Raw genomic sequence first — 24,713 nt, forward strand, 5'->3', positions numbered from 1 at the left:
AAGTCTCCAAAGTGAGGCTTTTTTTTTGCTTACATTTGAAACATATTAAAACAAAAAACTTATGAGTTTTTTAGATTCTGTATTAAAAGTATTTGTTGGCGACAAATCAAAAAAAGACGTCAAAGAGATACAACCCATAGTTGAACAAATAAAGGCATATGAGTCTGAATATGAAGCATTGGGCCTTGATGAACTAAGGGCAAAAACTGCTATTTTTAAAGCAAAAATTGCAGATGCCCTAAAGGAAGTAAACGAAAAAATTATAGCCCTTGAGAAAGAAGCCGATGAATCTGAAGATATCACCCGCAAGGAAGATATCTACGTGGAAATTGATGCTTTGAAAGATAAATCTTACGAAATTTCAGAAGGTGTTCTTAATGAAATCCTTCCCGAAGCTTTCGCTACAGTTAAGGAAACCGCCAAACGTTTTGTAAATAATACTCAGTTAAGGGTACAAGCTTCTTCTTTTGATCGCGAAATTTCCGCTGAAAAAGATTACGTAAACCTCGACGGCGACTATGCCGTGTGGAACAATTCCTGGGATGCCGCCGGTAAACCGGTGACCTGGGACATGGTTCATTATGATGTTCAGCTTATTGGAGGTGTCGCGATGCACCAGGGAAAAATTGCAGAGATGCATACCGGTGAAGGTAAAACGCTTGTCGCCACCCTACCAATGTACCTTAACGCTTTAACCGGAAAAGGGGTTCACCTGGTAACCGTTAACGATTATCTTGCAAAACGGGATAGTGCCTGGATGGCTCCTATCTTCGAATTTCATGGTCTTAGTGTAGATTGTGTGGATTACCACCGCCCAAATTCCGCCGCAAGAAGAAAAGCTTATAATGCCGATATCACCTATGGAACCAACAACGAATTTGGTTTTGATTATCTAAGGGATAACATGTCCCATGCACCAAACGATCTTGTACAGCGCCCGCATAATTACGCAATTGTGGATGAGGTGGATTCGGTTTTAATTGATGATGCCCGTACGCCTCTTATTATTTCGGGACCTATTCCAAAAGGTGATATTCACGAATTTAACGAGCTGAAACCTGCGGTTGCAAATATCGTTGAAGTACAGCGTAAACATCTCGTAAAGATCCTTGCTGAAGCGAAAAAACTTATCGCTGCAGGGGACACTAAGGAAGGCGGAAAACAATTACTTCGTGTTTACCGCGGGTTACCAAAGAATAAGGCGCTAATTAAGTACTTAAGTGAAGAAGGGATTAAGCAGTTATTGCAGAAAACTGAGAATCAGTACATGCAGGATAATAACCGCGAGATGCCTAAAGTTGATGAAGAGCTTTACTTTACCATTGAAGAAAAGAGCAACCAGATTGATCTTACCGACAAGGGTATTGAATTCCTTTCCGGAGAAAACGATCCCGATTTCTTTGTAATGCCTGAAATTGGTATGGAAATCGCCAAAATTGAAAAAGAAGGACTTTCCAAAGAGGAAGAAGCAGAAAAGAAAGAAGAACTTTTCCGTGAATACAGCGTAAAGAGTGAGCGTATCCACACGATGCGCCAGTTGCTTAAATCGTATACTTTATTCGAAAAAGACACAGAATATGTGGTTATCGACAATAAAGTTAAGATTGTGGATGAGCAAACCGGTCGTATTATGGAAGGCCGTCGATATAGCGACGGATTGCACCAGGCGATCGAAGCTAAGGAAAATGTAAAAATCGAAGATGCCACGCAGACTTTTGCGACGGTAACACTTCAGAATTACTTTAGAATGTACCGCAAACTTTCCGGTATGACGGGTACTGCAGTGACCGAAGCAGGTGAATTCTGGGAAATTTATAAACTCGATGTTGTCGAAATTCCGACCAATCGTCCTATTGCCAGAAATGATAAAGAAGATTTGGTTTATAAAACCAAACGTGAGAAATACAATGCGGTAATCGATCATGTTACCGATCTTTCAAAACAAGGAAGACCGGTGCTTATTGGTACAACTTCCGTAGAAATTTCTGAATTATTGAGTAGAATGCTTAAACTTCGAAGTGTTCCGCATAACGTGTTGAACGCGAAAATGCACAAAAAGGAAGCAGATATTGTTGCTGAAGCCGGTAAATCTGGAATTGTGACCATCGCCACCAATATGGCAGGTCGTGGTACCGATATTAAGCTGAGCAAAGAAGTTAAAGATGCTGGTGGTCTTGCCATTGTAGGTACAGAGCGCCACGATTCAAGACGTGTGGACAGGCAGTTGCGTGGTCGTAGCGGACGACAGGGAGATCCCGGAAGTTCCCAGTTCTACGTTTCTCTTGAAGACAACCTGATGCGTTTATTCGGTTCTGACAGGATTGCGAAATTAATGGATAAAATGGGGCTTGAAGAAGGTGAAGTTATCCAGCATTCCATGATATCCAAATCTATCGAACGGGCTCAGAAAAAAGTGGAAGAAAACAACTTTGGGATTCGGAAACGTCTCCTCGAGTATGATGATGTGATGAACGCCCAGAGGGAAGTGATTTACAAACGTAGGTACCACGCACTTTTTGGAGATCGTTTAAGGGTGGATATCGCCAACATGATATTTGACACTTCAGAAGCTATTGCTGAAACGAACAAAGCGGCGATGGACTATAAGAATTTCGAATTTGAACTTATCCGTTATTTTTCTATGAGTTCTCCTGTTTCTGAAGAGGATTTTGAAAAAATGCCGGTTCAGAAAATAGCAGGCGAAGTTTATAAAGCTGCATATAAGCATTACGAGGAAAAAATGAAGCACAGTGCTTCCAGGGCTTTTCCGGTAATTAAGCAGGTTTTTGAAGATGAAAGGAACAACTTCGAAAGGATTTCGGTGCCTTTCACAGATGGCAGCAAAACATTACAGGTAGTCACTAACTTGAAGAAAGCCTATGAAACTGAAGGTAAGCAGCTGGTAAAAGATTTTGAGAAAAATATTACCCTGGCGATAATTGACGATTCCTGGAAGACGCATCTAAGAAAAATGGATGAACTGAAACAAAGCGTTCAGCTGGCGGTCCACGAACAAAAAGATCCGTTATTGATCTACAAGTTTGAAGCTTTTGAACTTTTTAAAGCAATGCTGGACCAGGTAAACAGGGACGTTATCGGATTTTTGTTTAAAGGAGAAATTCCGGAAGGAAATGTTTCCAATATTCAGGAAGCGAGACAGACCAGGAAACGTGAAAAAGTTGAAACTTCTAAGGAAGAAATTCAGAATATCGACGAAAGAGCTGCTCAAAATAGAGCTGCAGGACAACGCCAGCAACCAAAACCTCAGGTGACAGAAACTGTGGTTAGGGACAAACCTAAAATTGGTCGTAATGACAAAATCACGGTAAAAAATGTAATGACTGGTGAAAATAAAACTTTAAAATATAAGCAGGCTATCCCCTTACTGGATAAAGGAGATTGGGTGCTTGTAGAGAACAAGTAGACTGTAGGCTGTAGGCTGTAGGCTGTAGGCTGTGAACATTAAAAAATCTCGAAAAACTGAAATGGTTTTTTGGGATTTTTTGTTTTGTAGGTCATAGTTCGGAGATCGTTCCTAAATATACTCCCCTCCTTTTAGGAGGGGTGACCGCAGGTCGGGGTGGTAAACAGGCTGATAATTGCCATTTTGAAGCAACGCTTAATTTAAAAGAAAAAAGTCCTTCCCCTTTTTAAGAGGTAGTCGAAGATCGATGTAGCAAACGGACCGAGAGTTGTCATTTTTGAGCATTGCTTGATTGAAAACTATAAAGCTCCCCTATTTAAGGAGTAGCCGAACATTGATGTAGCAAACGGGCCAATAATTGCCATTTTGAAGCAACGCTTCATTGAAAACTATAAAGCTCCCCTTCTTTTAAAGAAGGGATGGCCGAAGGCCGGGGTGGTTCAATTTGATGGGGAGTTCCTGAAAGATTTTCTTAATCTCTATCACTTGAAACGGGAAAAAACCCATCAGTCCTGAATAAAAAATGTTAACTTGTTGCTGTTTCAAGTAATCAGCGATCATGCATGAATCCAAACTCCACTCCCAGGGCAAAGTCTTATTTCTTAATAAAGATTATATAGCAGAATTCGTTTATGGCGGGGTCGATGGTGCCATTACCACATTTGCTGTAGTTGCAGGAGCTGAAGGTGCCAATTTGGGAATTACGGTAGTAATAATATTAGGAATTGCAAACCTTATTGCCGACGGATTTTCGATGTCTGTCGGCAATTTTTTTTCTACTAAAGCCGAAAGAGATCTGTACGAAAAACATAAGGAGGTTGAATATTGGGAAATTGAGAATCTTCGTGAAAAAGAAGTAGCTGAAATAAGAGAAATTTATTCAGCTAAAGGCTTTAAGGGTGAACTGCTGGAAAAGGTTGTTGCAGTTATAATTGCAGATAAAGATGTTTGGGTAGACACGATGATGAAGGAGGAACTGGAAATGGTGAAAGGTGAGAAAACCCCTTATAAAACTGCCGGGGTTACTTTTTTCAGTTTCCTGCTTGTTGGTTCTGTGCCACTCCTATCTTATTTTTTCGCCGGCACCACACAAGGCAATGATCAACAACTTTTTATTTATTCCTGCGTACTTACCGCCATTGCACTTGGATTGGTTGGCAGCCTCAAAAGTAAAGTGACTGAGAAAAACATGCTTTTAGGCATAGTGGAAACTGTGCTTCTGGGAGGCCTGGCAGCTATCCTGGCGTATTTCGTAGGAGACATTCTTGAAAGTTTTCTTCTATAGATGTTGAATCCACGAAGGAAAATCGGGATGATATAGACCTTCACTGGTCAAAAAATTCCTTTTTTAGTTACTTTTGCTCAAAACCACAAAATTGAAATGAAGAAATTCGCTATAGAAATTAAATGGGGATTTATTTTTACTGCTGCTGCTATTCTCTGGATCGTTTTTGAAAAGAGCATGGGCTGGCACAGCGAACTTATTGGCAAACACTACCTCTACACCAATTTCTTCGGAATTGTTGCCGTTTTAATTTACTTTCTGGCGCTTCTTGATAAAAGGAAAAATTTTTACGCTGAAGGAATGTCCTGGAGCCAGGGGTTTGTTTCGGGAATTATTCTTACTGTGGTAATAACAATTCTTAGTCCGCTGTCGCAGTATATTACCAGCGTATTTATTAGTCCGGAATACTTTGAAAATATTATAGAATACACTGTAGCTTCTGGACGAATGGCAAGAGAGGATGCTGAAGCTTACTTTAACCTTAGTTCTTATATCCTTCTAAATACCTTTAGCGCACTGGGTATGGGAATTGTGACCAGTGCCATTGTAGCACTTTTTCTTCGGAAGAAGTAGTTTTTAGCGACTATAAAAAATTTCAAACATCAGCTAGATCAGATCTTCAACAGTAAATTAGGATCGGGACAATTCCTGAGGTAAAGATCAATTTCCTTTTTGGACGCAACTCCGGGAAAATCTCCGACAAACCCCATTAGATCCTCCATAACCTGAAAGTGAAGGTGCGGCGCATAATCCCCGTTTTCTAGAGGATCGCCCAGTTCTGCTATTTCCTGAAATTGGTCTATTTGCTGCCCTGTCTTTAATTCTGAAAGCGATTCCCGACTAAGGTGCCCATATAAAGTATAAAATTTCCTGCTATTCACTTCGTGCTCCAGGATAATAGTAGGGCCGTAATCACCAAAATTATCATTATCCCGAAAACTGTGGATTTTCCCTTCCAGCGGTGCAAGCACAGCCGTACCTTCTTCAGTCCAGATGTCCAATCCAATATGTATGTTCCTGTTCAGGAATTCTTCAGTATTTTTATTGAAAAGATTACTCCTTTTGTAAAGGTTCCGGATTTCATTATAACCTCCAAAAGCTGCTTTTTTATCTGCTCTTCGCAGGGAATTGTTCAGAAAAACTGAAAAAGCTTCAGAAGAGAGCATTTCCAGTTTCAATATTTCAGGATTGGTTTCAGAAAGATCTATCGGCACGTAATCTTCCAGTTTTAGATTAGCAACTACCGGAGTAAATCCTGTGGTAAGTCCGGCAATAAATTCAGCAAAAGTTTCAGTCTTCATTCAGCATTTTTTCAGCAAAAAAGATCGTCAAAAATGCCCAATTTCGTCCTCCTGAAATTTTGCACTTTTAGACGACCTTTTTCTATCGGCTAAAAATAAGTTTAGATTTTCACTTTACCAAAACATCGCTAAAACTTGCTTTAATACTTACAGTTCCTGAACCATTTCTACTTTTATTAAATCCGTTTAAAATTACATTATCATAAGTTTCTGTAGACTTTAGTTGCATTGACTTTGGGTAATCAAGATCACTCTGCGTCCCGTCGTAATTAAAACTAAAAGCGGTATCGGGCAAAGAAAGTTTCAGGTCACTGTTTTCCAGGGTGATCCTCAGGTTTTGAAATCCGGGAGCCAGGTTAAGGATGTTCAAATCTCCGAAAGAGCCGGAAAGAATACCGGTTTCCGTAATCTCCCTGATAAGCACATCGCTGGAATTGGAGCTTAATTTTATACTGGTAGCGCGGTCTATCACACAATCCTGCACATAATCTGTATTTAATACGCCATAATCCCACTGCCTGACTTTTATCGGGGAATAAGAAATTTTCACATCGGTCTGCTTCCCGCTAAGCGTATTTGCCGATAATGATCCATGAGATACACTGGCTTTAAGGTTTGAAGTTGTCCCCGGCAGTTTTAATTCTCCGTGGCGCACATCAAGGTTTAGTTTAGCATTCCTGGGAATAGTTATTCTAATCCTTTTCTTTGCTTTAGCTCCATCACCGGACAAAACCATTGTTTTACTGTCTTCACCTTCAAAACGAGCTTCCATTTCTTTACCAAACTGCTCACCCCATTTCTCCATATCCTTCCCGAATTGTTCTCCCCAGACTTCCATGTTTTTTCCAAACTTCTCTTCCCAATCTTCCATTTTTGCTTCAAAATCCTTCTCCCACTTCTCAGAATTTTTTTCGATTTTAGCAGCCCAGGCTTCCATATCTTTTTCGAAATCTTCACCAAAATTCTCTTCTACCTGCGCTTCCCATTTCTTCATATATTCATCTGGATTTTTCTCGTAAGCTTCAAAATCGAAATTCATATTGCCCATTTTCGAGGTAAAATTCTCCGGAAGGGGATTTGCTGCAATGTTCTGAATCATCGGCATCAGGTTTTCCATAAGCGGACCCAGCATTTCCTGCAAACCACCCATAGATTCATTTAAATCTGACATATTCATACTAACATCTGGCATCACGTCCCATGAAACACCTCCACCTGATATTATTCTCACATCATTAGAAGATCCTGAAACATCCAGCTTCCAGCTTTTCATCAATTGGTCTATTTCTTTTTTATCTGAAGTTTCAGCATCCAGGTAAGCCTCCACGAGAACTTCATTTTTGTCCCATTTCTCCACAAGAATGTTTGTGTGTTTAGCATCTACATTCACATTCACGTTAGCATTTGTCTTAAAACTTTGCACGTGTTTCTTAGTTTGTGCTGAAACTCCCGCGCTTATAAACAACAGCAGCAGTACAATATAATTAAGCTTGTAGGTCCTCATAATTGTCGTTTTTTGATTCTTTAATTTCTTTGATCTTATTCTTTAATTTAAACAGCAATTCCAGTCTTAGCTGAAGGTTTGCCACCATTGCCTCTACGGTCTGCTCATTTGGTCCACTTTCCTTAAGATCGGCATTCAGGCGCTTATACTCCTTATCCAGCTCTGCAAGTTTGGCCATAAAGGCATTTATAAGTGCCCTATTATCTTCTGTAATATTAAGATTTGCCAATTCCAGGTTAAGGCTGGCCATATAATAATTCTCGATTTCCCGGTATTGTGGAGAAACATCGCTTAGCTGAAATTGTTTCGCCCGTTCCTGAGCATCTTCCTGCAGGTTCTCTTCTACCGGAATCTCCACTACACGGTTCTCTTCCATGTTTATACCCGGTTTAAAAAAGAACATTGCCACTCCAAAAGCTACCACCAGTACAGCAGCTATTTTTAGATACGGAAAGCTATTTCTCTTCTTTTGCTCTGGCAATGTCGCATCCAGCTTCGCCTCGAATCGTTTTTGATGGCCGGTTTTCAGTTTTTGTGATTTGCGGCTTTCATCCTCTTCATTCCGGAACATATCTCTAATATCCTGTGCCATTTTTCTTTAATTTTAATTCTTCCTGTAATTTTTTCTTTCCCCTGTGAACCAGCGTCCGTGATGAAACCTGACTGATTTCCAAAATTTCTGCGATTTCCTCATGATCGTAACCTTCTATAAGGAACAACATAAGGGGATATTTGTATTTTTCCGGCAATCGCTCAATTTCGGCTTTTACCTCTTCAACTCCTATCCCGTCCTGTACCTGCCAGTTGTCGTCCTCTTCTACTGTGGTCATTGTTCGTTCATTTATGGCGACCATTTCCATTTTTTTCGCTTTAAGCTTATCCAGGCATTTATTGATCACAATCCGCTTTAACCAGGCCCCGAACGTAACTTCACCATTAAATTGATGAAGTTTTGAAAAAGCCTTTATAAAAGCTTCCTGCATCGCATCTTCAGCTTCAAAAGAATCCTGAATAAACCTTAAGGCTACGAAGTACATCCCCTGGCTATACTTATTGTATAGCTTCAGTTGCGCACGGCGATCATTTTGCCTGCAAGCTTCTATTAATTCATTTTGTAACAAACTCTTATTGGTTTTGGTTGGTGTTCACTTTAAAGACGATTTTATTTTTCACATGTTGCAAAATCATATAATTTTTTCAAAAACGAACTTAAGCGCAGCAAATATCATTACTTTCACCTGCTTCCGGAAGAAGTTTTTCTTCTGAATCACATATTTGCACATTTTTTGAACCTCTAGTACCAAAGGTATATATGAATCCTACTCTAAAGAAATCTTTAAAAATAATTGGCGCCATTACTGCCGTAATTCTGGCTATTGCATTCGTCCTGCGTTACGACACAAAGGCGCATAGCCCTCAGGACACGGTTCATTTTAAAAGTAACGGAATAACACTCGAAGTTTTCTACAACCGGCCGTATAAAAAAGACCGGGAGATTTTTGGGGGACTCGTTCCCTATGATGAAGTGTGGCGGACCGGAGCTAACGAAGCTACCACTTTTCAAACCGACAAAGATATTCTGGTAGATGGCTCCCTCTTAAAAGCAGGAAAATACACGTTATGGACTATTCCGGGTAAAGAAACCTGGAAGGTGATTTTCAATTCTCAGATGTATCCCTGGGGAATTGACCTAGAAAAAAAAGCCTATCGCGACCCTCAATATGATGTACTGGTTATAGAAACAGCAGTAAATAAAATTGATAATAACGTAGAACAATTTACTATATCCTTTGAAGAAAGAAATGATCTCATTTTTCTTTTTCTAAGCTGGGATGATACCAGAATTTCACTGCCAATTAAAGAAGCTGAAGGTGTAGAGGTCGCTGAATCCTCTATTTGATGTTCCTTTTTAAAAAGAGAACTGCAGGTCGAAAATTGCCGTTTTGAAGCATTAACTTTTATAGAGGAGAGAGGAAAGAGAAAAGCAAAAATTGAACTCTCCACTTTCTCTGCTGAAAATTATTCGGGAATTCGTCGTAAAAAGGAATACAGGCCGATAATTGGCATCTTGGAGCGTCCATCATATACTGAATCAGGAAACAGTAGACAAGAATAGAAAGATTGCTAAAAGGACTTCTGCGAAAGCATTGTGTATTCGTGGTAAAAAGAAATACAGGCCGATAATTGACATTTTGGAACATTAACTTTTAATGAGAAGAGAGGAGAACAAATATGAACTCTCCACTTTCCACTTTTTCTGCTGGAATTTATTGGTGTATTCGTGGCAAGAAAATCTGTAAGTCGAAAACTGGCATTTTTGAGGCTTGCCTTTAGAAAGAAAAGGTTTGAACTCCGCTAAACCGGATCTCTGAAATACAAAAACCTGTAAAAACAGAAAGGAGCGCTATTTGACGCTCCTTTTGCTGACATCTACTTCTAAAAGCTACTCGTCGAGTAAAAGATTTAAAGTAACATCAATATTATCCATAGTTGCTCTCGAATAAGGGCAAATTTCATGAGCCTCATTCACGAGCTCCTCACCTTTTTCAACATCCACCCCCGGAATATAACAATCAAGAATAACCGAAAGCTCCAAATCTTCTTCTTCAGTTTTCCCTAATTCCACCGTGGCGTTAACGCTGTAATCTCCGAGTTCTACTTTGTGCTTTTTTGCTACCACTTCCAAAGTGCTTCCAAAACAAGCTGAATAACCCGCTGCAAATAGTTGTTCAGGATTAGAATATTCACCACCTTCTCCCCCAAGTTCTTTCGGCATGGCTAATTCCATATCCAAAACTCCATCTTCACTAGTCGTTCGGCCATTCCTACCTCCTGTTGTAGTCACATTGGTCGTATATAATGTTTTCATTTTGATTCAGTTTTTATATTTATTTCTCAGCTTCAATATACAAATAATATTGCCACTCAGAATGAATTCCTAACTTTGTAACAAACCAACTTCCGTGAGCAATAATCCAGAAAAATCAGCTTTAAGTGAATCCGGAAGCACTCCGGGCTCTCGTAATATCAATCCAAATTCGGCTGAACGGATAAAGGCTTTCAGAAAAAATAAATCTTCGGAAAAAGAGCTGCTGAAGCAATTGCTCGGGGGAAATAAAACTGCCCTCGGAAGAAGCATTACACTTGTAGAAAGTAACCAGCAAACACATCAGAAACAAGCGGAATTTCTCGTGGAAGGAGCACTCCCTTATGCTCATAAATCTATTCGCATTGGAATTACCGGAGTTCCGGGCGTGGGAAAAAGTACTTTTATTGAGAGTCTTGGAAGCTTTCTTATAAAAAAAGGAAAAAAAATAGCCGTACTTGCCGTAGATCCTACCAGCAGTGTTTCCGGAGGCAGTATTCTTGGCGATAAAACCCGGATGGAAGAACTGGTGAAAGAGGAAAATGCTTTTATAAGACCTTCTCCCAGCGGAGATTCTCTTGGTGGCGTGGCCAGAAAAACCCGGGAAAGTATTGTTTTATGCGAAGCCGCAGGGTTTGATGTGCTTCTTATAGAAACCGTGGGCGTGGGCCAGAGCGAAACGACCGTCCATAGTATGACAGACTTTTTTTTACTACTGAAACTTGCCGGAGCCGGGGATGAACTGCAGGGCATAAAACGCGGAATCATAGAAATGGCAGATGCTATCGTGATCAACAAAGCTGACGGTGAAAATGAAAAGGCCGCACGGGAAGCGCGGCTGGAATTTAAGAGAGCTCTGCACCTTTATCCGCCAAAAGAAAGCACCTGGACCCCAAAAGTTCTTTTAAGCAGCGCTCTGTATAACACCGGAGTTAGCGAAGTTTGGGAAATGATAAGTGAATATGAGAGTTTAGCCAGAGAGACCGGATACTTTAACCATAACCGACAGGAACAAAATAAATTTTGGCTGCTGCAAACAATCAATGAACATTTAAAGAGCCGCTTTTACAACCATTCTGAAATAAAAACTGCACTTAAAGAGCAACTTAAAGCCATTGAAGAAAATAAAACTACCCCTTTTGCCGCTGCAAAGTATCTCTTAAGCCTGGGATAGATTAAGCTTCAGAAAAATATACTGAAGTAATTTATAAAATAAATACCCCAAAATAGCACCAATTAGTAAACCTGTAATCACATCTGCCGGATAATGAACTCCAAGATAAATTCGGCTATACGAAGATAAAAGCGGCCATATAAGAACCAAATAAATCCATTTAGGATAAATTTTCCGGAAAAGAAGGACTAAAAAAACGGCTACTCCCATAGAATTGGAAGCATGAGCAGAAAAATATCCAAACCGGCCACATCTTACCGCCACAAAACGTGCCTGTTCCATTACTCCTTCCTGCCTGCAGGGCCTTAACCTTTCAAATCCATCTTTAAAGACATTAGCCAATTGATCTGTAGCAGTGATTAGCAGTGTAATTATAACCATACTGGCAAGAGTCCCCTTCCATCCAAAATTTCTGAAAATTAAATACAGAAATAATATGTAAAGCGGAATTCCTGTAAACTTATCGGTAATGGCAAGCCAAAAACAATCCCATGCCGGGTCTCCCAGATTGTTAAGAAACAAAAACAGCTCGTGATCCAGTTCGATTAGTTCCTGCATATTAGTCTTCGTATCGGCTTACTTCGCGGTCATAGAATTTATTTGCCTGGTCAATTAAACCTTCAGCTTCAGTAGTGAGCTCTTCTTCATCACTGGCATCAAAATCTTCCAGCCACTCTACCTCATCATCTTCAAGATTTATAATGAAACGCGGAAATTCAGTATGAATTACAAAAATTGCGTCGGGATAATCTGTATTATCACCTAAAAGGAATTTAGGAAAGTCCATGTTCTTTTTATTTTTTTCAGTTTATGATTTTATATTACTTCACAAGTGCTTTAAATTAACAGTTTGTAGCTCCTGAAAGGTTTCACACTTTTTTGGGTCATCAATCTCACACCTACAAGGTTTTTAAAACCTTGCAGGAGGTACAACGCCGACGATTAATTATTTCATTTAAAAAAACTCAGCTCCAACTTTTTTACTGATGTTTTAATTTCTTATTCAGAATTAGTTTTTTACTTAGAAAATCAAAGCGAATATACAACATTAAGGCCGAAGCCGTTAAGCCGGCGAGCAATCCCAGCCAGATTCCCATGCTTCCCAGCTGATCCTCTTTTCCGAAGTACCAGGAAACCGGAAAGCCGATAATCCAATAGGCTATAAAGCAGATAATTGTAGGAATGCGCACATCCTGAAGTCCCCGCAAAGCTCCTAAAATCACCACCTGCAGCCCGTCGCTTAGCTGAAACAAAGCAGCGACAATGAGTAATTGTGCGGCGAGTAAAACAACTTCAGTATTTTCAATATAAAATTCCGGCAGGATATCTTTAAGTGCAATAAAGCCAATGGCAAAAACTGCTTCAATTAAAAATACGAGCAGGAAAGTAGAAAGTGCTATTCTCCGCAATTCCTTAAACTGACTCAATCCCTTCTGATTACCGACTCTAATTGTTGCCGTCACTCCAAGACCTACCGCCACCATAAACGTCATAGAAGCGAGGTTTAAAGCAATTTGATTGGCTGCCTGAGGATTTGTACCTAAAGTCCCGGCAAGAAAAACCGTTGCTGTAAAAATGGCAACTTCAAACAACATCTGCAAAGCTGTGGGAAATCCCAGTCCAAGCAGACGTTTGAAAATGGCAGTTTTCAGGAACTCTTTTTTTGTCCATTTAAAATATTCAGCGAACTTCTTCTTTTTCCGAAGAATTACCCAGATAAACCACAGCATAAAGAAGCGTGAAATGAGCGTTCCTATTGCGGCGCCTTCCAGCTCCAGCCTTGGAAAAATCCAGATTCCGTAGATAAGAAAATAGTTGAAAATAATATTTACGACGTTGGCCAATAAAGTGGCATACATGGCATATTTTGTTTGCGAAAGCCCATCGGCAAACTGTTTAAAAGCCTGAAAAATCATTAAAGGCAGCATCGAAAAAGCCACAATTTCGAGGTAAGGAATTGCCAAATCCACTACTTCCGGCGGCTGATCCAGGTAGTATAGAATGGGTTTCGACAGGAGCAGTAACAAAAAGAGCAGAATTCCGTTAATGCCGCATAAAATGATTCCGTGATGGAAATAATTTCGGCCTTTTTCAATATCTCCGGCACCATCTGCCTCTGCAATTAACGGAGTAATGGCAAAGGAAAAGCCAATACCCAGCGAAAGTGCAATAAATACGAGGCTATTACCCAAAGAAACTGCTGCCAACGGCGCGGGGCCCAGTTGCCCGATCATTAAATTATCCACCAGGCCTACCATCACATGCCCCAATTGCCCCAACATTACCGGAAAGGCAATCTGCAGGTTTTTACTGAATTCTTTGGTGTAATCTGAAAGGTTCAAATCGAAAAATTTGTGTGCAAAGATAGCAGCTTTTTCAAGCTGAAAAATTTAGAAGCCGTTTATATTTTGGTTACCTTAAATCCTGAAGGAGCAGAAAAAGTGGAGAGTGGAAAGTTCAGTGAATGGTGATTGGTGATTAGTGATTCGTTTCCCTATCTCTAAAAAGTTAAGGCTTCAAAATGGCAATTATCGACCTGTAGTATGTGTCAAGGATACACGAAAAAGTTTTTCAGCAGAAAAAGTGGAGAGTGGAAAGTTCATTTTTCTTTTCTCTTTGCTCTCTCCTCTCTTCTCTCTCTTCTAAAAAATTATGCTTCAAAAATGGCAATTATCGACCTCTAGTATGTGTCACGAATACACGAAAAAATTTCCCAGCAGAAAAAGTGGAGAGTGGAAAGTTTAATTTTCTTTTCTCTTTGCTCTCTCCTCTCTTCTCTCTTCTCTCTCTTCTTAAAAGTTATGCTTCAAAAATGGCAATTATCAACCCCTAGTCCTAAACAAGTGTATTTCTGCGATTTACAATTTTTCTTCTACGTCTGTATTAATTCTTTTTATTCCGTAGTTATCGACAAGATAAACCAGCGAAGCCATTGTTGCCGCTCCAAGTTCAAGTTCCCTCTTATTAACGTGCTCAAAGGTATCGTTGGCAGCATGATGATGATCAAAATAGCGTTGAGAATCGGGACGCAGACCGGCCAGAACAACATCACCCTGCTTTAATGGCCCAACATCTGCTCCACTTCCGCCTAATTCGAAATAATGAATAAGATATGGCTTAAAAAGCTCTTTCCAGCTCTGAATTTGTGCGAATTGTGCTTTATCTGCATCAAAAGAGAAACCTCTGGGTGTAAATCCGCCGGCGTCACTTTCTAATGCAAAAATGTGCTTTTCATTTTTGGATTTAGCTACTTCAGCATATTTATTACCTCCACGAAGCCCGTTTTCTTCATTCATAAAGAGCACCACTCTAATGGTTCTTTTCGGCTTATACCCAATTTCCTTGAAAAGCCTAAGCACTTCCATAGATTGCACCACACCGGCGCCATCATCATGAGCGCCATCTCCAATGTCCCAGGAATCCAGGTGGCCTCCCACAACCAAAATTTCTTCAGGATACTCACTTCCTGTAATTTCGCCAATCACATTGTAAGACTGCACATCTTCATGCTGCTCAGAATTCTGTTTGAAATACAATTGCAGATCCTTATTCATTTTAAGGATTCCGCTTAAATAAGCCGCATCATTTGTACTGATTGCCGCGGCAGGGATCCTTTCTGAAACCGGGGTACTGCCATAACTCATTGATCCTGTATGCGGATAATCGTCCATTCTCAAATTCATCGAACGGACAATTACTCCTGCGGCTCCATACTTCCCAGCTTCTGCTGCTCCGGAATACCGCTGATCCACACAACCGCCATAGGCTTCAAAAGTGCTAATCAAATCCGGACGCATAGGACGATTAAAAAAAACAATTTTGCCTTCAATTTGCTCCCTTCCGTAATGTTCAAGATCTTCTATTCCCTGTACTTCTATCACCTGCGCTTTTGTCCCACCGGCAGGAGTTGCCACCGAACCTCCAAGAGCTGTGATGTTAACAGTCCTGGTAGTACCGGGAGAAGTTTCTACATAAGCAAATTCTTTAGAACCACGGGTCCATTTTGGAACCATCACCGGTTGGAGCCAGACCTTGTCCAGGCCAAGGCTTTCCAGTTCTTCCTTAGTATATTCTACTGCCTGCTGCGCCTGATACGAACCGGATAATCTTCCTCCAATTTTATTGGAAAGATGATCCAGCCAGTCGTAGCTTTTGCCCTGCATTAAAGACATGTCATAAATCTTCCGGAGCATAAGGGAATCTGACTGCTCCTGAGAATTTTGAGCGGTAACCGTATTTATGATAAGTAAACCTAAGACAGTAAAAAATATTTTCTTCATTTCAATTTCTGATTTGGTTGCGTGACGAAAATAGCGAATTATTCCTTTTCCAGCTGCTTCCTGTAATCTTCCAAATTTTTCAGGATTTCTGGTGCAAGACTGGGCTCCTGTACATCTTTGTACTTCTGAAGTTCGTCCAGCATAATCTTTGCAACCAAATAACGTGCCGTTGGTTTATTATCTGCAGGAATCACAAACCAGGGTGCCTTTTCTTTTGAAGTTTTATTTATGGCCTCTTCATAACAATTACGGTAATTATTCCACAATTTTCTCTCTTCAAGGTCGCCAGGAGAAAACTTCCAGTTTTTATCTGGTTTACGCAGTCTTCTTAAAAGTCTTTGCCGTTGTTCCTCTTTTGAAATATTCAGAAAAAACTTAAAGATAATTGTTCCGTTTTGGGATATATGTTTTTCAAAATTACGAATTGCTTCATAACGTTCTTCCCAAAAATCCCGGTTGATATCATAAACAGAATTTACTCCCGGCAGCCGCTCTTTTAAAATATATTCGGGGTGTACTTTTGTTACCAATACATTTTCGTAATGTGTACGGTTAAAAACACCAAATTTCCCTCTTTCGGGTAGTGCGCAATAATGCCGCCATAAAAAATCATGTTTTAACTCTTTGGAAGTTGGAGTTTTAAAACTATGCACCACCACTCCCCTACTGTTAAAGCCTTTAAAAACCTCCCGAATTAGACTATCCTTTCCTGAAGTATCCATTCCCTGAAGGCATACCAGCACTGAATATTTATTGTGGGCATAAAGTTTATCCTGCCAGTCTGCCAGTTCTTTCCTTGTTTGCTTAAGCTCTTTTTCAACCTCCTTCTCACTGGCCCCCATATCTAATGATGTTGGAATTGATTCCAGCTTAATTGGTTCTGATATCTTTAAGTCTTGCGGGTCTACTTCTTTCATAATTCAAATTTTGGATTACCTAAATATACAATCTTTGAAAGACTAATTTTTTTTATCTTCGCTGCTAAACTATAGCAGCTTGAACAAGGAAGAAAAAGAAGAGATCATTGAGAAGGTTAGTACTCTTTTAAAAGAGATTCCATCTTCTATGGACATTGTAAAAAAAGGTCCTGGCAGAGATAAACGATTCCGGTATCTTGCCACTCACATGGTGGAAAAAGCAATAGAAAAAGATGCCCTGGTAATTTCTGAAAACCGCAAGGGCATTGCTATTCTCTTTAAAACAAGTAAGAAAGAAGATTCCTTCTGGAAAGATCTCCTTTCAGAAATAAAGCTTGTATGGCATGTTACAGGAATTACAAATGCTTTTCAAATTGTAAAAAACCAAAGTTACATTAAGAAGCAACGGCCACAGGAGGGCGAATATTTGTATTGCTGGTTTTGGGGAATTCTTTCTGATTCACGAGGCGCAGATACGCAGGTAGGAAAATCTATGAAAGATGAATTTTACCGGCGTGCACGGGAATATAAAATTCCGTTATACGCAGAAACGCGACACAGAAAGAATTCTTTGGTCTACCAGAGATTCGGCTTTGAACTTTTTCACACCTGGGATCATCCCAGTGGCGACACAATGTATTTCTTAAGATATGTTCCTGATAACGCAGAGAGTCCTGCAACCTCAGGTTCTTAAAATTTACTGGCAAACAGCTTTACATCTTCTGCGGTTACTTTTTCACCACCAAGGATAATTAGTCGTTCCACAACATTTCTAAGCTCCCGCACATTTCCACGCCAGTCATATTCTTTAAGAATTTTCAATGCTTCGTCTGTAAACTCTTTTTTATTACTTCCGTGATCACTGGCAATTTTTGCGGTAAAGTGATCTACCAGTAAAGGAATATCTTCTTTACGCTCATTAAGGGATGGCACCTGAATTAAAATTACAGCAAGCCGGTGGTACAAATCTTCCCTAAAATTGTTCTTCTCTATTTCTTCTTTAAGATCTTTATTAGTAGCAGCTACCACACGCACATCTACTTTTATGTCTTTGTCACTACCCACCCGGGAAATTCTGTTTTCCTGAAGCGCTCTCAAAACCTTAGCCTGGGCAGATAGACTCATATCTCCAATTTCATCCAGAAAAATAGTACCGCCATTGGCAGCTTCAAATTTACCGGCGCGATCTTTATTTGCTGAAGTAAAAGCTCCCTTTACATGCCCAAAGAGTTCACTTTCTATTAATTCTGAAGGAATTGCAGCACAGTTCACTTCTACCATAGGGCTCTTTGAGCGATCACTTTTTTGATGCAGCCAATGCGCAACCAGTTCCTTTCCTGTACCATTTGGTCCGGTAATTAAAACACGGGCATCTGTATGTGCCACTTTTTCTATAAGTTCTTTTATACGAACAATAGATTCTGACTCCCCGATCATTTCGTAATTTTTACTGACCTTCTTTTTTAGACGGGAATTCTCGACTACCAGTTCCTTTCTGTCCAGTGCATTTCGCACCGTATTAAGAAGCCGGTTTAGATCTGGTGGCTTCGAAATATAGTCAAAAGCTCCCATTCTCATCGTATTTACTGCTGTATCCAGGTCTCCGTGACCGGAAATCATCACAAAAGGGACCTCAGGTTTTATTTTTTTTGTGGCTTCCAATACTTCAACACCATCCATTTTCGGCATTTTAATATCACAGAGAACAAGGTCGTAATCTTCATCTTTAATTTTCTCCATTCCCTCTAATCCATCTACAGCCTCTTCTACGGAATAAGTTTTATTTTCTTCAGAAAGTATTTTTACAAGAACCCTTCTTATTGCTGCTTCGTCTTCTATTAATAATATTTTTGCCATTACAGTATACTGAATTTAAGTCCACCCCGTGAATAAAAGGTATTGGTATCGTTGATCGTAAGGACATCATCCTTATTTTTATCACGAAAGCGTATGTCGTTAATTAATGTATATCCGGCATAAACATAAAATGATAAATGCTCGGTAAAATTGTATTCGTAACCTAAACCACTAAGCAGAATCGTCATGGAAATATTTTCTGCAATAGCGCTTTGCCCGTTATTGGTTGGAATTACATCAAAATTATCCTGCACATTTGCGAAGAAGCCGTCCAAAGTGACAAATGCCTGCAGCGTACTTTTTTTACTTACGGCATAACGCAAATTACTTTTTGGAACACCTACGGAAAATGACCAGTCGGGACTAAATTCCCTGAAATAATTGATCACCGGCAGCGGAAAAGGGAAACCTCTTGTAGTAGAGTAATTAACACCTAAAATTAACCGCCAGGATTTATCGCCCTCTTCTTCGTCCTTAACTTTAATAAAAAAAATGGCGCCATCATAAATTAAATCATCATTAATGATGTCACTACGCGAAAAATTTGAAGCTATTTTAATTCCTGTTTGAGCTCCAAACCTCCAGTCATTTTTCATCTTAAAGGTATAAGCCAGGGATGCCGTAATGGACTGAAATCTATCAAGATTTGAAGTTTCAAAAAATTCAGGATCTTCATACTTAAAATTCACATTCCTGTACTCTATCCCCGGCACCAGATAAGAACCTTCTTTTTTTAGTTCTATGGGATAATTAAAAAAGGTTCTAAACCTTCTAAAGGAGTTATCAGATTGTCTTTGTGGGAAATAAGTATATTCCACTCTAGCCAGATCTGTTACCTGTGCGTTTGTTTGTTCGAAAAATAAGAAACCAAATATTAAAAAAAGTGACTTAACTGCTTTCTTCATTATCTGCAGGTTTATTTTGTGAATAAAACATATGTACATCCCGCTGCGGAAACGGAATAGTAATATTATTTATCCTAAATTTCTTATCTATATTGAACCTTAACTCACTTTTAACTTTAGGATCTACAAAACTATCAGTAATATAAAAATGCAGACCGAACATTAAAGCAGAATCACCAAAGTCCTCGAAAAGCACGAAAGGCTCCGGTTTTTTTAAAATGCCCTTTTGCTCCTTTGCACATTCCAGGAGAACCTGCCTTACTTTTTCTGTATCGCTCCCATAAGCCACCCCTACTTTTACTGCTTCCCTGGTAGTTTTATGATTTTGTGTATAATTGTAAAGGGTATCACTAATAAATTTATGGTTAGGAATTATCATTACTTTATCATCCCTTGTTAAAGCACGGGTGGTCCTGAGCTTTATTTGAAAGACGCGGCCAACTCTGCCGTCCATCTCTATAACATCTCCAACCAACAGGGATTTATCTATAATTATAAATATACCTCCTATTATATCCTGGAATAATTCCTGAAGGGCAAGACCAAGACCAACAAACAATACGGCAGAAGCAGTAAGGAGGAGGGTTATGTCGATTCCCGCAGTACTTAAAGTAATCAGGATTACCGTAAGGTAAACAAAGTACTTAATAAATTTGAAGACGCTTACAAACTTCATTTGGTCCTCAACGATCAACTTGCTGCTAATAAAAGATCGCAGTAACCGTAGTACAATACTGGTGACAATAAAAACAAAGATTACAAGAAGGACGAGACCTATAGTAATTTCTATAAGAGAACCGTCTTTTACCTCGTAGGAAATAATTACATAGTTCCATATATCCTTTATAGCCCCCCAGATATCCTGCTCAATTATTTCTGATATTTGCTCCCTTGTTCCTTCCTGCATTTTTAATATTTAAGCCATTTGTAAAGCTCCTTGTAACTTGCTTTTTTACCGTACATAAGAATTCCCACTCTATAAATTTTAGCTGCAATCCAAACCACAGCAAAATTTGTAGCAAGAAGAATTGCTATTGATATTACCAATTCCCACCACGGCACATCAAAAGGAATGCGCATAAGCATAACAATAGGTGAAGTTAACGGAATCATAGAAAAAATAGTGGAAACTGTACCGTGAGGATTTTCAATAACTGCAAAGAATCCCACATAAATACCCAACATAAGTGGCAGGATAACAGGAAACATAAACTGCTGTGTATCGGTTTCGCTATCTACAGCTGCTCCTATAGCTGCATATATTGCACTGTATAAGAAATAGCCGGAAATAAAATAGATTAGGAAAAATATGAGAAGACTCAGGATTGGAAGGTTAATAATATCCACCAGCAATTGCTGAATTTCAGGCTGAACCATTTGCTCCATTTGAGCCTGTGCAGGAGTTTCTATTGTGAAAGGGTCGATTCCAAAAAACAAGGAAAGAACAGCCAGCAATAATCCACCTACAACCACCCAAATAGAAAACTGAGTAATACCCGCCAGAGAAGTCCCAATAACCTTCCCTAGCATTAGGTGTATAGGTTTTACTGAAGAAACTATAATTTCAATAATTCTATTTGTTTTTTCCTCAATCACACTTCGCATTACCATGTTGCCGTAGATAATAATAAACATCATAAGCAAATAACCCGCTGCTCCCCCAAAAAACATCTTAATATAATTCGACATTTTTGAACTTCTTTCACCAGAAAAATTCTGAATCTGAACATTCACCTGTGCCCGGGCAGCTTCTATCTGGGAAGTATCAATCCCACGATTCAGTAACTCCTGATCTGTAAGCTTATCTGCTATTATTTTTTCGATGTTTTGCAGCATTCCCATTCCCGGGGATTCCTTCCCATAAAAGCGAACTGCCCCCGCAAGATCATTATCATCAATATTGTCCGGAATATAAATGAGACCGTAATATTCCTGATCCAGGATCATGTTTTTGGCTACCTCCAGGTCTTTTGAAGAATAATCAAGATATTGAACCTGCTCATCATCCTGAAATTCCTGAATAAATTCACCGCTTTTATCATGAATCCCTATAATGCGCTGTTCACTGCTATTAAGCATACTTAGATAAGCTATCAACAGGATCATTCCCACCAGGATAAGCGGACTAAGAAAAGTCATTACTATAAAAGTCCTGTTCCTGACCCGTGCCAGATATTCACGCTGAATGATTAGCTTCAGATTACGCATTTTGAGTAACTGTTTTTATAAAAATATCGTTTACTGAAGGAATTACCTCTACAAAATGGTTAATCTTTCCTTTGGTAAGCAGGTATTCCAGTAAATAATTAGAGGATTCCCCTTCTTTTAATTGTACACTCAGTTTAAGGTCATTATTAATACTTTTAAACTGTGCATTCCCAAGGGTGAATTTGTCCTGAAGCTCTGCCAGTAAGGCCTCTTCATTAGAAGTTTCTACGCCAATTTCGTAGGTGTTGGACTTATATTTCTTCTTTATATCCCGAACTTTACCATCGAGCAGTTTATTGGATTTATGAATTAAAGCCATATAATCACAAAGTTCCTCTACACTCTCCATCCTGTGTGTTGAGAAAAGAATAGTGGCTCCTTCTTCTTTTAACTGAAGAATTTCCCTTTTTATTATGCCGGCATTTACAGGATCAAATCCACTAAAAGGTTCATCAAAAATCAACAATTTCGGGTTGTGCAAAACAGTAATTACAAACTGTACTTTTTGTGCCATGCCTTTTGATAATTCCTGAATCTTCTTATCCCACCACGAGGTTATCTCAAGTTTTTCAAACCAATAGTCAAGTCTTTTCTTTGCTTCAGCTTTGGATAAGCCTTTTAGCCTGGCCAAATAAAGTGCCTGCTCCCCCACCTTCATCGATTTATAAAGTCCCCGTTCTTCCGGAAGATAACCAATATGAACAATATCATCTGGATGTAGGGGCTGTCCATCCAGGAAAACCTTTCCTTCATCTGGCATTGTAATCTGGTTAATGATTCTGAGAAGGGTTGTTTTCCCAGCTCCATTAGGCCCCAGAAGACCAAAAACACTTCCCCTGGGTATACTTATTGAAACATTATTAAGAGCAGTGAATTTCCCGAAACGCTTGTAGATATTTTCGGCCACTAAAAGATTATCCATAGAGAAAAATTCCAGATTAAGTAAATATATATAAAATTGCCAGAGAGTTCGTTGCATCAAGAACTTTTTATAACCACGCTAGGGCTATAAAAACAAAACCCACCCCTAATAAATTAAGGATGGGAAAAAAATTGCTATGAAAAAGAAAAATTATCACTAAAGACTTAGTGATACTCAAATATATAAAAATTTTCTTAAAAATTACTTATTATGAAAACATATCTTTAACTTTTTCAAAAAATGATTTATCGCTCTTCTCTGGATTTGGCTGGAAATTCTCATCATTAGCCATTCTTTCGAAAAACTCTCTCTGTTCTTTATTAAGAGTTTTAGGAGTCCATACGTTAACATGTACTAAAAGATCTCCTTTGCCGTAGCCGTTTAGATTTGATATCCCTTTGCCCCTTAGACGAAGAATCTTTCCCGATTGCACTCCTTCTTCTACTTTGATCCTGACTTTGCCTGAAACTGTATCAATTTCTCTGGAACTGCCAAGTACAGCTTCAGAATAACTTATATAAAGATCGTAATGCAGGTTATCGCCTTCCCTTTGTAAGCTGGGATGCTCCTTCTCTTCAATAGCAACAAGAAGATCTCCCGGTATACCATTGCCTGGTGCATCGTTCCCTTTTCCAGCTACTTTTAACTGCATTCCATCCTCAACACCTGCCGGTATTTTTATAGAAACAGTTTCTTCTTTTGTAATAAGTCCATGTGCATCGGCATCTGCAGGCTTTTGATCAATAATCTGCCCACTACCGCCACACGTGGTACACGGGGAAGCGGTTTGCATTCTCCCTAAAATCGTGTTGGTTACACGTGTAACCTGTCCTGTACCGCTACAAGTGCTACAGGTTTTATATGTAGTTCCAGGTGCCTGTAATTTTCTTTTTACTTTTATCTTTTTCTCTGCTCCATTGGCAATTTCTTCCAGAGTAAGAGCTACACGAATTCTCAAATTACTTCCTTTGGCACGTCGCTGGCCTCCGCCAAAGCCACCTCCAAAGCCGGAGAAACCTCCGCCCCCGAAGCCGCCACCACCGAAAATGTCTCCAAACTGGCTAAAAATGTCATCCATGTTCATTCCGCCACCGCCGCCAAAGCCGCCGCCTTCGAAAGCCTGGTGACCAAACCTGTCATATCGCGCTTTTTTCTCTTCGTTTCCTAAAACTTCATATGCTTCAGCTGCTTTTTTAAACATATCTTCAGCTTTTGTATCCCCCGGATTTTTATCTGGGTGGTACTTTATAGCCATCTTTCGATATGCTTTCTTTATTTCAGCAGATGAAGCTCCTTTGCTTATTCCTAATATCTCGTAATAATCCTCTTTCATGGTTTATTTTTGCGGTTCAAAAAAAGTTGCTCTATTTACCGGTTACTACTTTTGGGTAACGAATAATACGCTCACCAAGTTTATAGCCCCTTTCTACAACGTCAACAATTTTCCCTTTTAAATCCTCAGAAGGCGCGGGAATTTGTGTAATAGCTTCATGAATATCTGCATCAAAGATCTCTCCTTCTTCAACATTCATAGGTTCAAGACCTTTGTTCTTAAGAGTTTCCCTGAATTTATTATTAATAAGTTCAACTCCCTGAAGCAGGTTCTTATCCTCTGTTTTCCGGATTTCATTTAAAGCCCGGTCAAAATCGTCCAGTACAGGCAACATAGCTGTCATTACTTCCTGGTTGGCAGTTTTAAATAATTCCAGCCGTTCTTTGGAAGTACGTCTTTTATAATTTTCAAATTCAGCGAAAAGACGAAGAAATTTATCCTTTTCCTTCTGCACTTCTTCCTTCAATAATTCCGTCTCAGAAAGTCCGAAATCTGAGTCATCCTCTGCATCTTCATTCTTTTTCTCGCTCTCTTCCACCTCTTCTATTGCCTCGTCAATGGCATCCTCTATTTTATCTTTAACAGAACTTTCTTCTGCCTTTATTTTATTATCGTTCTTCTTACTCATTGTTTCGCATTTTTACTAAGCATAAGGGGTCAAAAGTATTGCCAATATTTCCTGAATGTCAAAATGTCACCAGTTAGATTTTAATAATTTATTATGACGCACGTATTCA

General features: G+C 39.4%; 23 protein-coding genes. 6 read left to right on the top strand and 17 right to left on the bottom strand.

The genetic code is table 11. The annotated features are described in order from the left end of the window. Window positions 1-61 precede the first annotated feature (61 nt). The 3 genes from secA to RM541_RS10915 all read left to right on the top strand — a co-directional run bounded on the left by secA (window position 62) and on the right by RM541_RS10915 (window position 5,282). Window positions 62-3,424: a preprotein translocase subunit SecA gene (secA, locus tag RM541_RS10905; RefSeq protein ID WP_311500182.1), complete on the top strand. Its 3,363-nt coding sequence runs from the start codon at window positions 62-64 to the stop codon at window positions 3,422-3,424. A 559-nt stretch (window positions 3,425-3,983) separates the two neighbouring features. Then, entirely contained in the window at window positions 3,984-4,709 is a 726-nt protein-coding gene (locus RM541_RS10910; RefSeq protein WP_311500183.1) for a VIT1/CCC1 transporter family protein, read from the top strand. A 96-nt stretch (window positions 4,710-4,805) separates the two neighbouring features. Then, entirely contained in the window at window positions 4,806-5,282 is a 477-nt protein-coding gene (locus RM541_RS10915) for a DUF4199 domain-containing protein (RefSeq protein ID WP_311500184.1), read from the top strand. Between the two features lie 38 nt (window positions 5,283-5,320). On the opposite strand, the gene RM541_RS10920 is transcribed toward RM541_RS10915, so the two are convergent. The 4 genes from RM541_RS10920 to RM541_RS10935 form a co-directional block, all read right to left on the bottom strand. Continuing rightward, the gene (locus tag RM541_RS10920; RefSeq protein ID WP_311500185.1) at window positions 5,321-6,010 is read right to left on the bottom strand and encodes a peptidoglycan DD-metalloendopeptidase family protein; all 690 of its coding nucleotides are present in this window, start codon (window positions 6,008-6,010) and stop codon (window positions 5,321-5,323) included. 109 nt (window positions 6,011-6,119) lie between these two features. Further along, complete coding sequence (locus RM541_RS10925; protein WP_311500186.1) at window positions 6,120-7,514, bottom strand: DUF4097 family beta strand repeat-containing protein; 1,395 nt, start codon at window positions 7,512-7,514, stop codon at window positions 6,120-6,122. Next, window positions 7,495-8,106, bottom strand: a complete 612-nt coding sequence (locus RM541_RS10930; RefSeq protein ID WP_311500187.1) for a hypothetical protein — start codon at window positions 8,104-8,106, stop codon at window positions 7,495-7,497. Before RM541_RS10930 ends, RM541_RS10925 begins: the two co-directional genes overlap by 20 nt. After that, the gene (locus RM541_RS10935; RefSeq protein ID WP_311500188.1) at window positions 8,090-8,635 is read right to left on the bottom strand and encodes an RNA polymerase sigma factor; all 546 of its coding nucleotides are present in this window, start codon (window positions 8,633-8,635) and stop codon (window positions 8,090-8,092) included. Before RM541_RS10935 ends, RM541_RS10930 begins: the two co-directional genes overlap by 17 nt. Window positions 8,636-8,826: 191 nt before the next feature. On the opposite strand from RM541_RS10935, the gene RM541_RS10940 reads away from it, so the two are divergent. Then, on the top strand, window positions 8,827-9,414 hold the full coding sequence (locus RM541_RS10940) for a DUF2911 domain-containing protein (protein ID WP_311500189.1): 588 nt from the start codon (window positions 8,827-8,829) through the stop codon (window positions 9,412-9,414). Window positions 9,415-9,957: 543 nt separating this feature from the next. On the opposite strand, the gene RM541_RS10945 is transcribed toward RM541_RS10940, so the two are convergent. Then, entirely contained in the window at window positions 9,958-10,383 is a 426-nt protein-coding gene (locus RM541_RS10945) for an organic hydroperoxide resistance protein (protein WP_311500190.1), read from the bottom strand. Window positions 10,384-10,477: 94 nt separating this feature from the next. Between RM541_RS10945 and meaB the strand changes: the two genes are divergently transcribed. After that, window positions 10,478-11,554 carry a methylmalonyl Co-A mutase-associated GTPase MeaB gene (meaB, locus tag RM541_RS10950; RefSeq protein ID WP_311500191.1) on the top strand — a complete coding sequence of 359 codons (1,077 nt, stop codon included), beginning with the start codon at window positions 10,478-10,480 and terminating at the stop codon, window positions 11,552-11,554. Here meaB and RM541_RS10955 read toward each other — a convergent pair. The 5 genes from RM541_RS10955 to RM541_RS10975 all read right to left on the bottom strand — a co-directional run bounded on the left by RM541_RS10955 (window position 11,540) and on the right by RM541_RS10975 (window position 16,751). After that, window positions 11,540-12,112: a phosphatase PAP2 family protein gene (locus tag RM541_RS10955; protein WP_311500192.1), complete on the bottom strand. Its 573-nt coding sequence runs from the start codon at window positions 12,110-12,112 to the stop codon at window positions 11,540-11,542. The two genes, meaB and RM541_RS10955, sit on opposite strands and share 15 nt — an antisense overlap. Before the next feature lies 1 nt (window position 12,113). Then, window positions 12,114-12,341 (bottom strand): DUF8828 family protein, encoded by a 228-nt coding sequence (locus RM541_RS10960; RefSeq protein ID WP_311494979.1) that lies wholly within the window; start codon window positions 12,339-12,341, stop codon window positions 12,114-12,116. A gap of 193 nt (window positions 12,342-12,534) precedes the next feature. Beyond that, window positions 12,535-13,896, bottom strand: a complete 1,362-nt coding sequence (locus RM541_RS10965) for an MATE family efflux transporter (protein WP_311500193.1) — start codon at window positions 13,894-13,896, stop codon at window positions 12,535-12,537. A gap of 516 nt (window positions 13,897-14,412) precedes the next feature. After that, on the bottom strand, window positions 14,413-15,834 hold the full coding sequence (locus tag RM541_RS10970) for a M20/M25/M40 family metallo-hydrolase (RefSeq protein ID WP_311500194.1): 1,422 nt from the start codon (window positions 15,832-15,834) through the stop codon (window positions 14,413-14,415). A 38-nt stretch (window positions 15,835-15,872) separates the two neighbouring features. Beyond that, the gene (locus tag RM541_RS10975) at window positions 15,873-16,751 is read right to left on the bottom strand and encodes a PPK2 family polyphosphate kinase (protein WP_311500195.1); all 879 of its coding nucleotides are present in this window, start codon (window positions 16,749-16,751) and stop codon (window positions 15,873-15,875) included. A 79-nt stretch (window positions 16,752-16,830) separates the two neighbouring features. Here RM541_RS10975 and RM541_RS10980 point away from each other — a divergent pair, with 79 nt between their 5' ends. Next, on the top strand, window positions 16,831-17,445 hold the full coding sequence (locus RM541_RS10980; protein WP_311500196.1) for a hypothetical protein: 615 nt from the start codon (window positions 16,831-16,833) through the stop codon (window positions 17,443-17,445). Here the strand turns inward: RM541_RS10980 and RM541_RS10985 are convergent. The 7 genes from RM541_RS10985 to RM541_RS11015 all read right to left on the bottom strand — a co-directional run bounded on the left by RM541_RS10985 (window position 17,442) and on the right by RM541_RS11015 (window position 24,604). Beyond that, window positions 17,442-18,608 carry a sigma-54-dependent transcriptional regulator gene (locus RM541_RS10985; RefSeq protein WP_311494973.1) on the bottom strand — a complete coding sequence of 389 codons (1,167 nt, stop codon included), beginning with the start codon at window positions 18,606-18,608 and terminating at the stop codon, window positions 17,442-17,444. The two genes, RM541_RS10980 and RM541_RS10985, sit on opposite strands and share 4 nt — an antisense overlap. Continuing rightward, the gene (locus RM541_RS10990; protein WP_311500197.1) at window positions 18,608-19,513 is read right to left on the bottom strand and encodes a DUF6268 family outer membrane beta-barrel protein; all 906 of its coding nucleotides are present in this window, start codon (window positions 19,511-19,513) and stop codon (window positions 18,608-18,610) included. Before RM541_RS10990 ends, RM541_RS10985 begins: the two co-directional genes overlap by 1 nt. Next, the gene (locus RM541_RS10995) at window positions 19,497-20,420 is read right to left on the bottom strand and encodes a mechanosensitive ion channel family protein (protein ID WP_311500198.1); all 924 of its coding nucleotides are present in this window, start codon (window positions 20,418-20,420) and stop codon (window positions 19,497-19,499) included. The genes RM541_RS10990 and RM541_RS10995 overlap by 17 nt, the downstream gene beginning before the upstream one ends. A gap of 2 nt (window positions 20,421-20,422) precedes the next feature. Next, window positions 20,423-21,721, bottom strand: a complete 1,299-nt coding sequence (locus RM541_RS11000; protein WP_311500199.1) for an ABC transporter permease — start codon at window positions 21,719-21,721, stop codon at window positions 20,423-20,425. Continuing rightward, on the bottom strand, window positions 21,714-22,643 hold the full coding sequence (locus RM541_RS11005) for an ABC transporter ATP-binding protein (protein WP_311500266.1): 930 nt from the start codon (window positions 22,641-22,643) through the stop codon (window positions 21,714-21,716). Before RM541_RS11005 ends, RM541_RS11000 begins: the two co-directional genes overlap by 8 nt. 208 nt (window positions 22,644-22,851) lie before the next feature. After that, window positions 22,852-23,976 carry a molecular chaperone DnaJ gene (dnaJ, locus tag RM541_RS11010; protein ID WP_311500200.1) on the bottom strand — a complete coding sequence of 375 codons (1,125 nt, stop codon included), beginning with the start codon at window positions 23,974-23,976 and terminating at the stop codon, window positions 22,852-22,854. 31 nt (window positions 23,977-24,007) lie between these two features. After that, window positions 24,008-24,604: a nucleotide exchange factor GrpE gene (locus RM541_RS11015; protein WP_311500201.1), complete on the bottom strand. Its 597-nt coding sequence runs from the start codon at window positions 24,602-24,604 to the stop codon at window positions 24,008-24,010. Window positions 24,605-24,713 lie beyond the last annotated feature (109 nt).

It is taken from the genome of Autumnicola psychrophila (assembly GCF_031846645.1).
Lineage (GTDB): Bacteria > Bacteroidota > Bacteroidia > Flavobacteriales > Flavobacteriaceae > Autumnicola > Autumnicola psychrophila.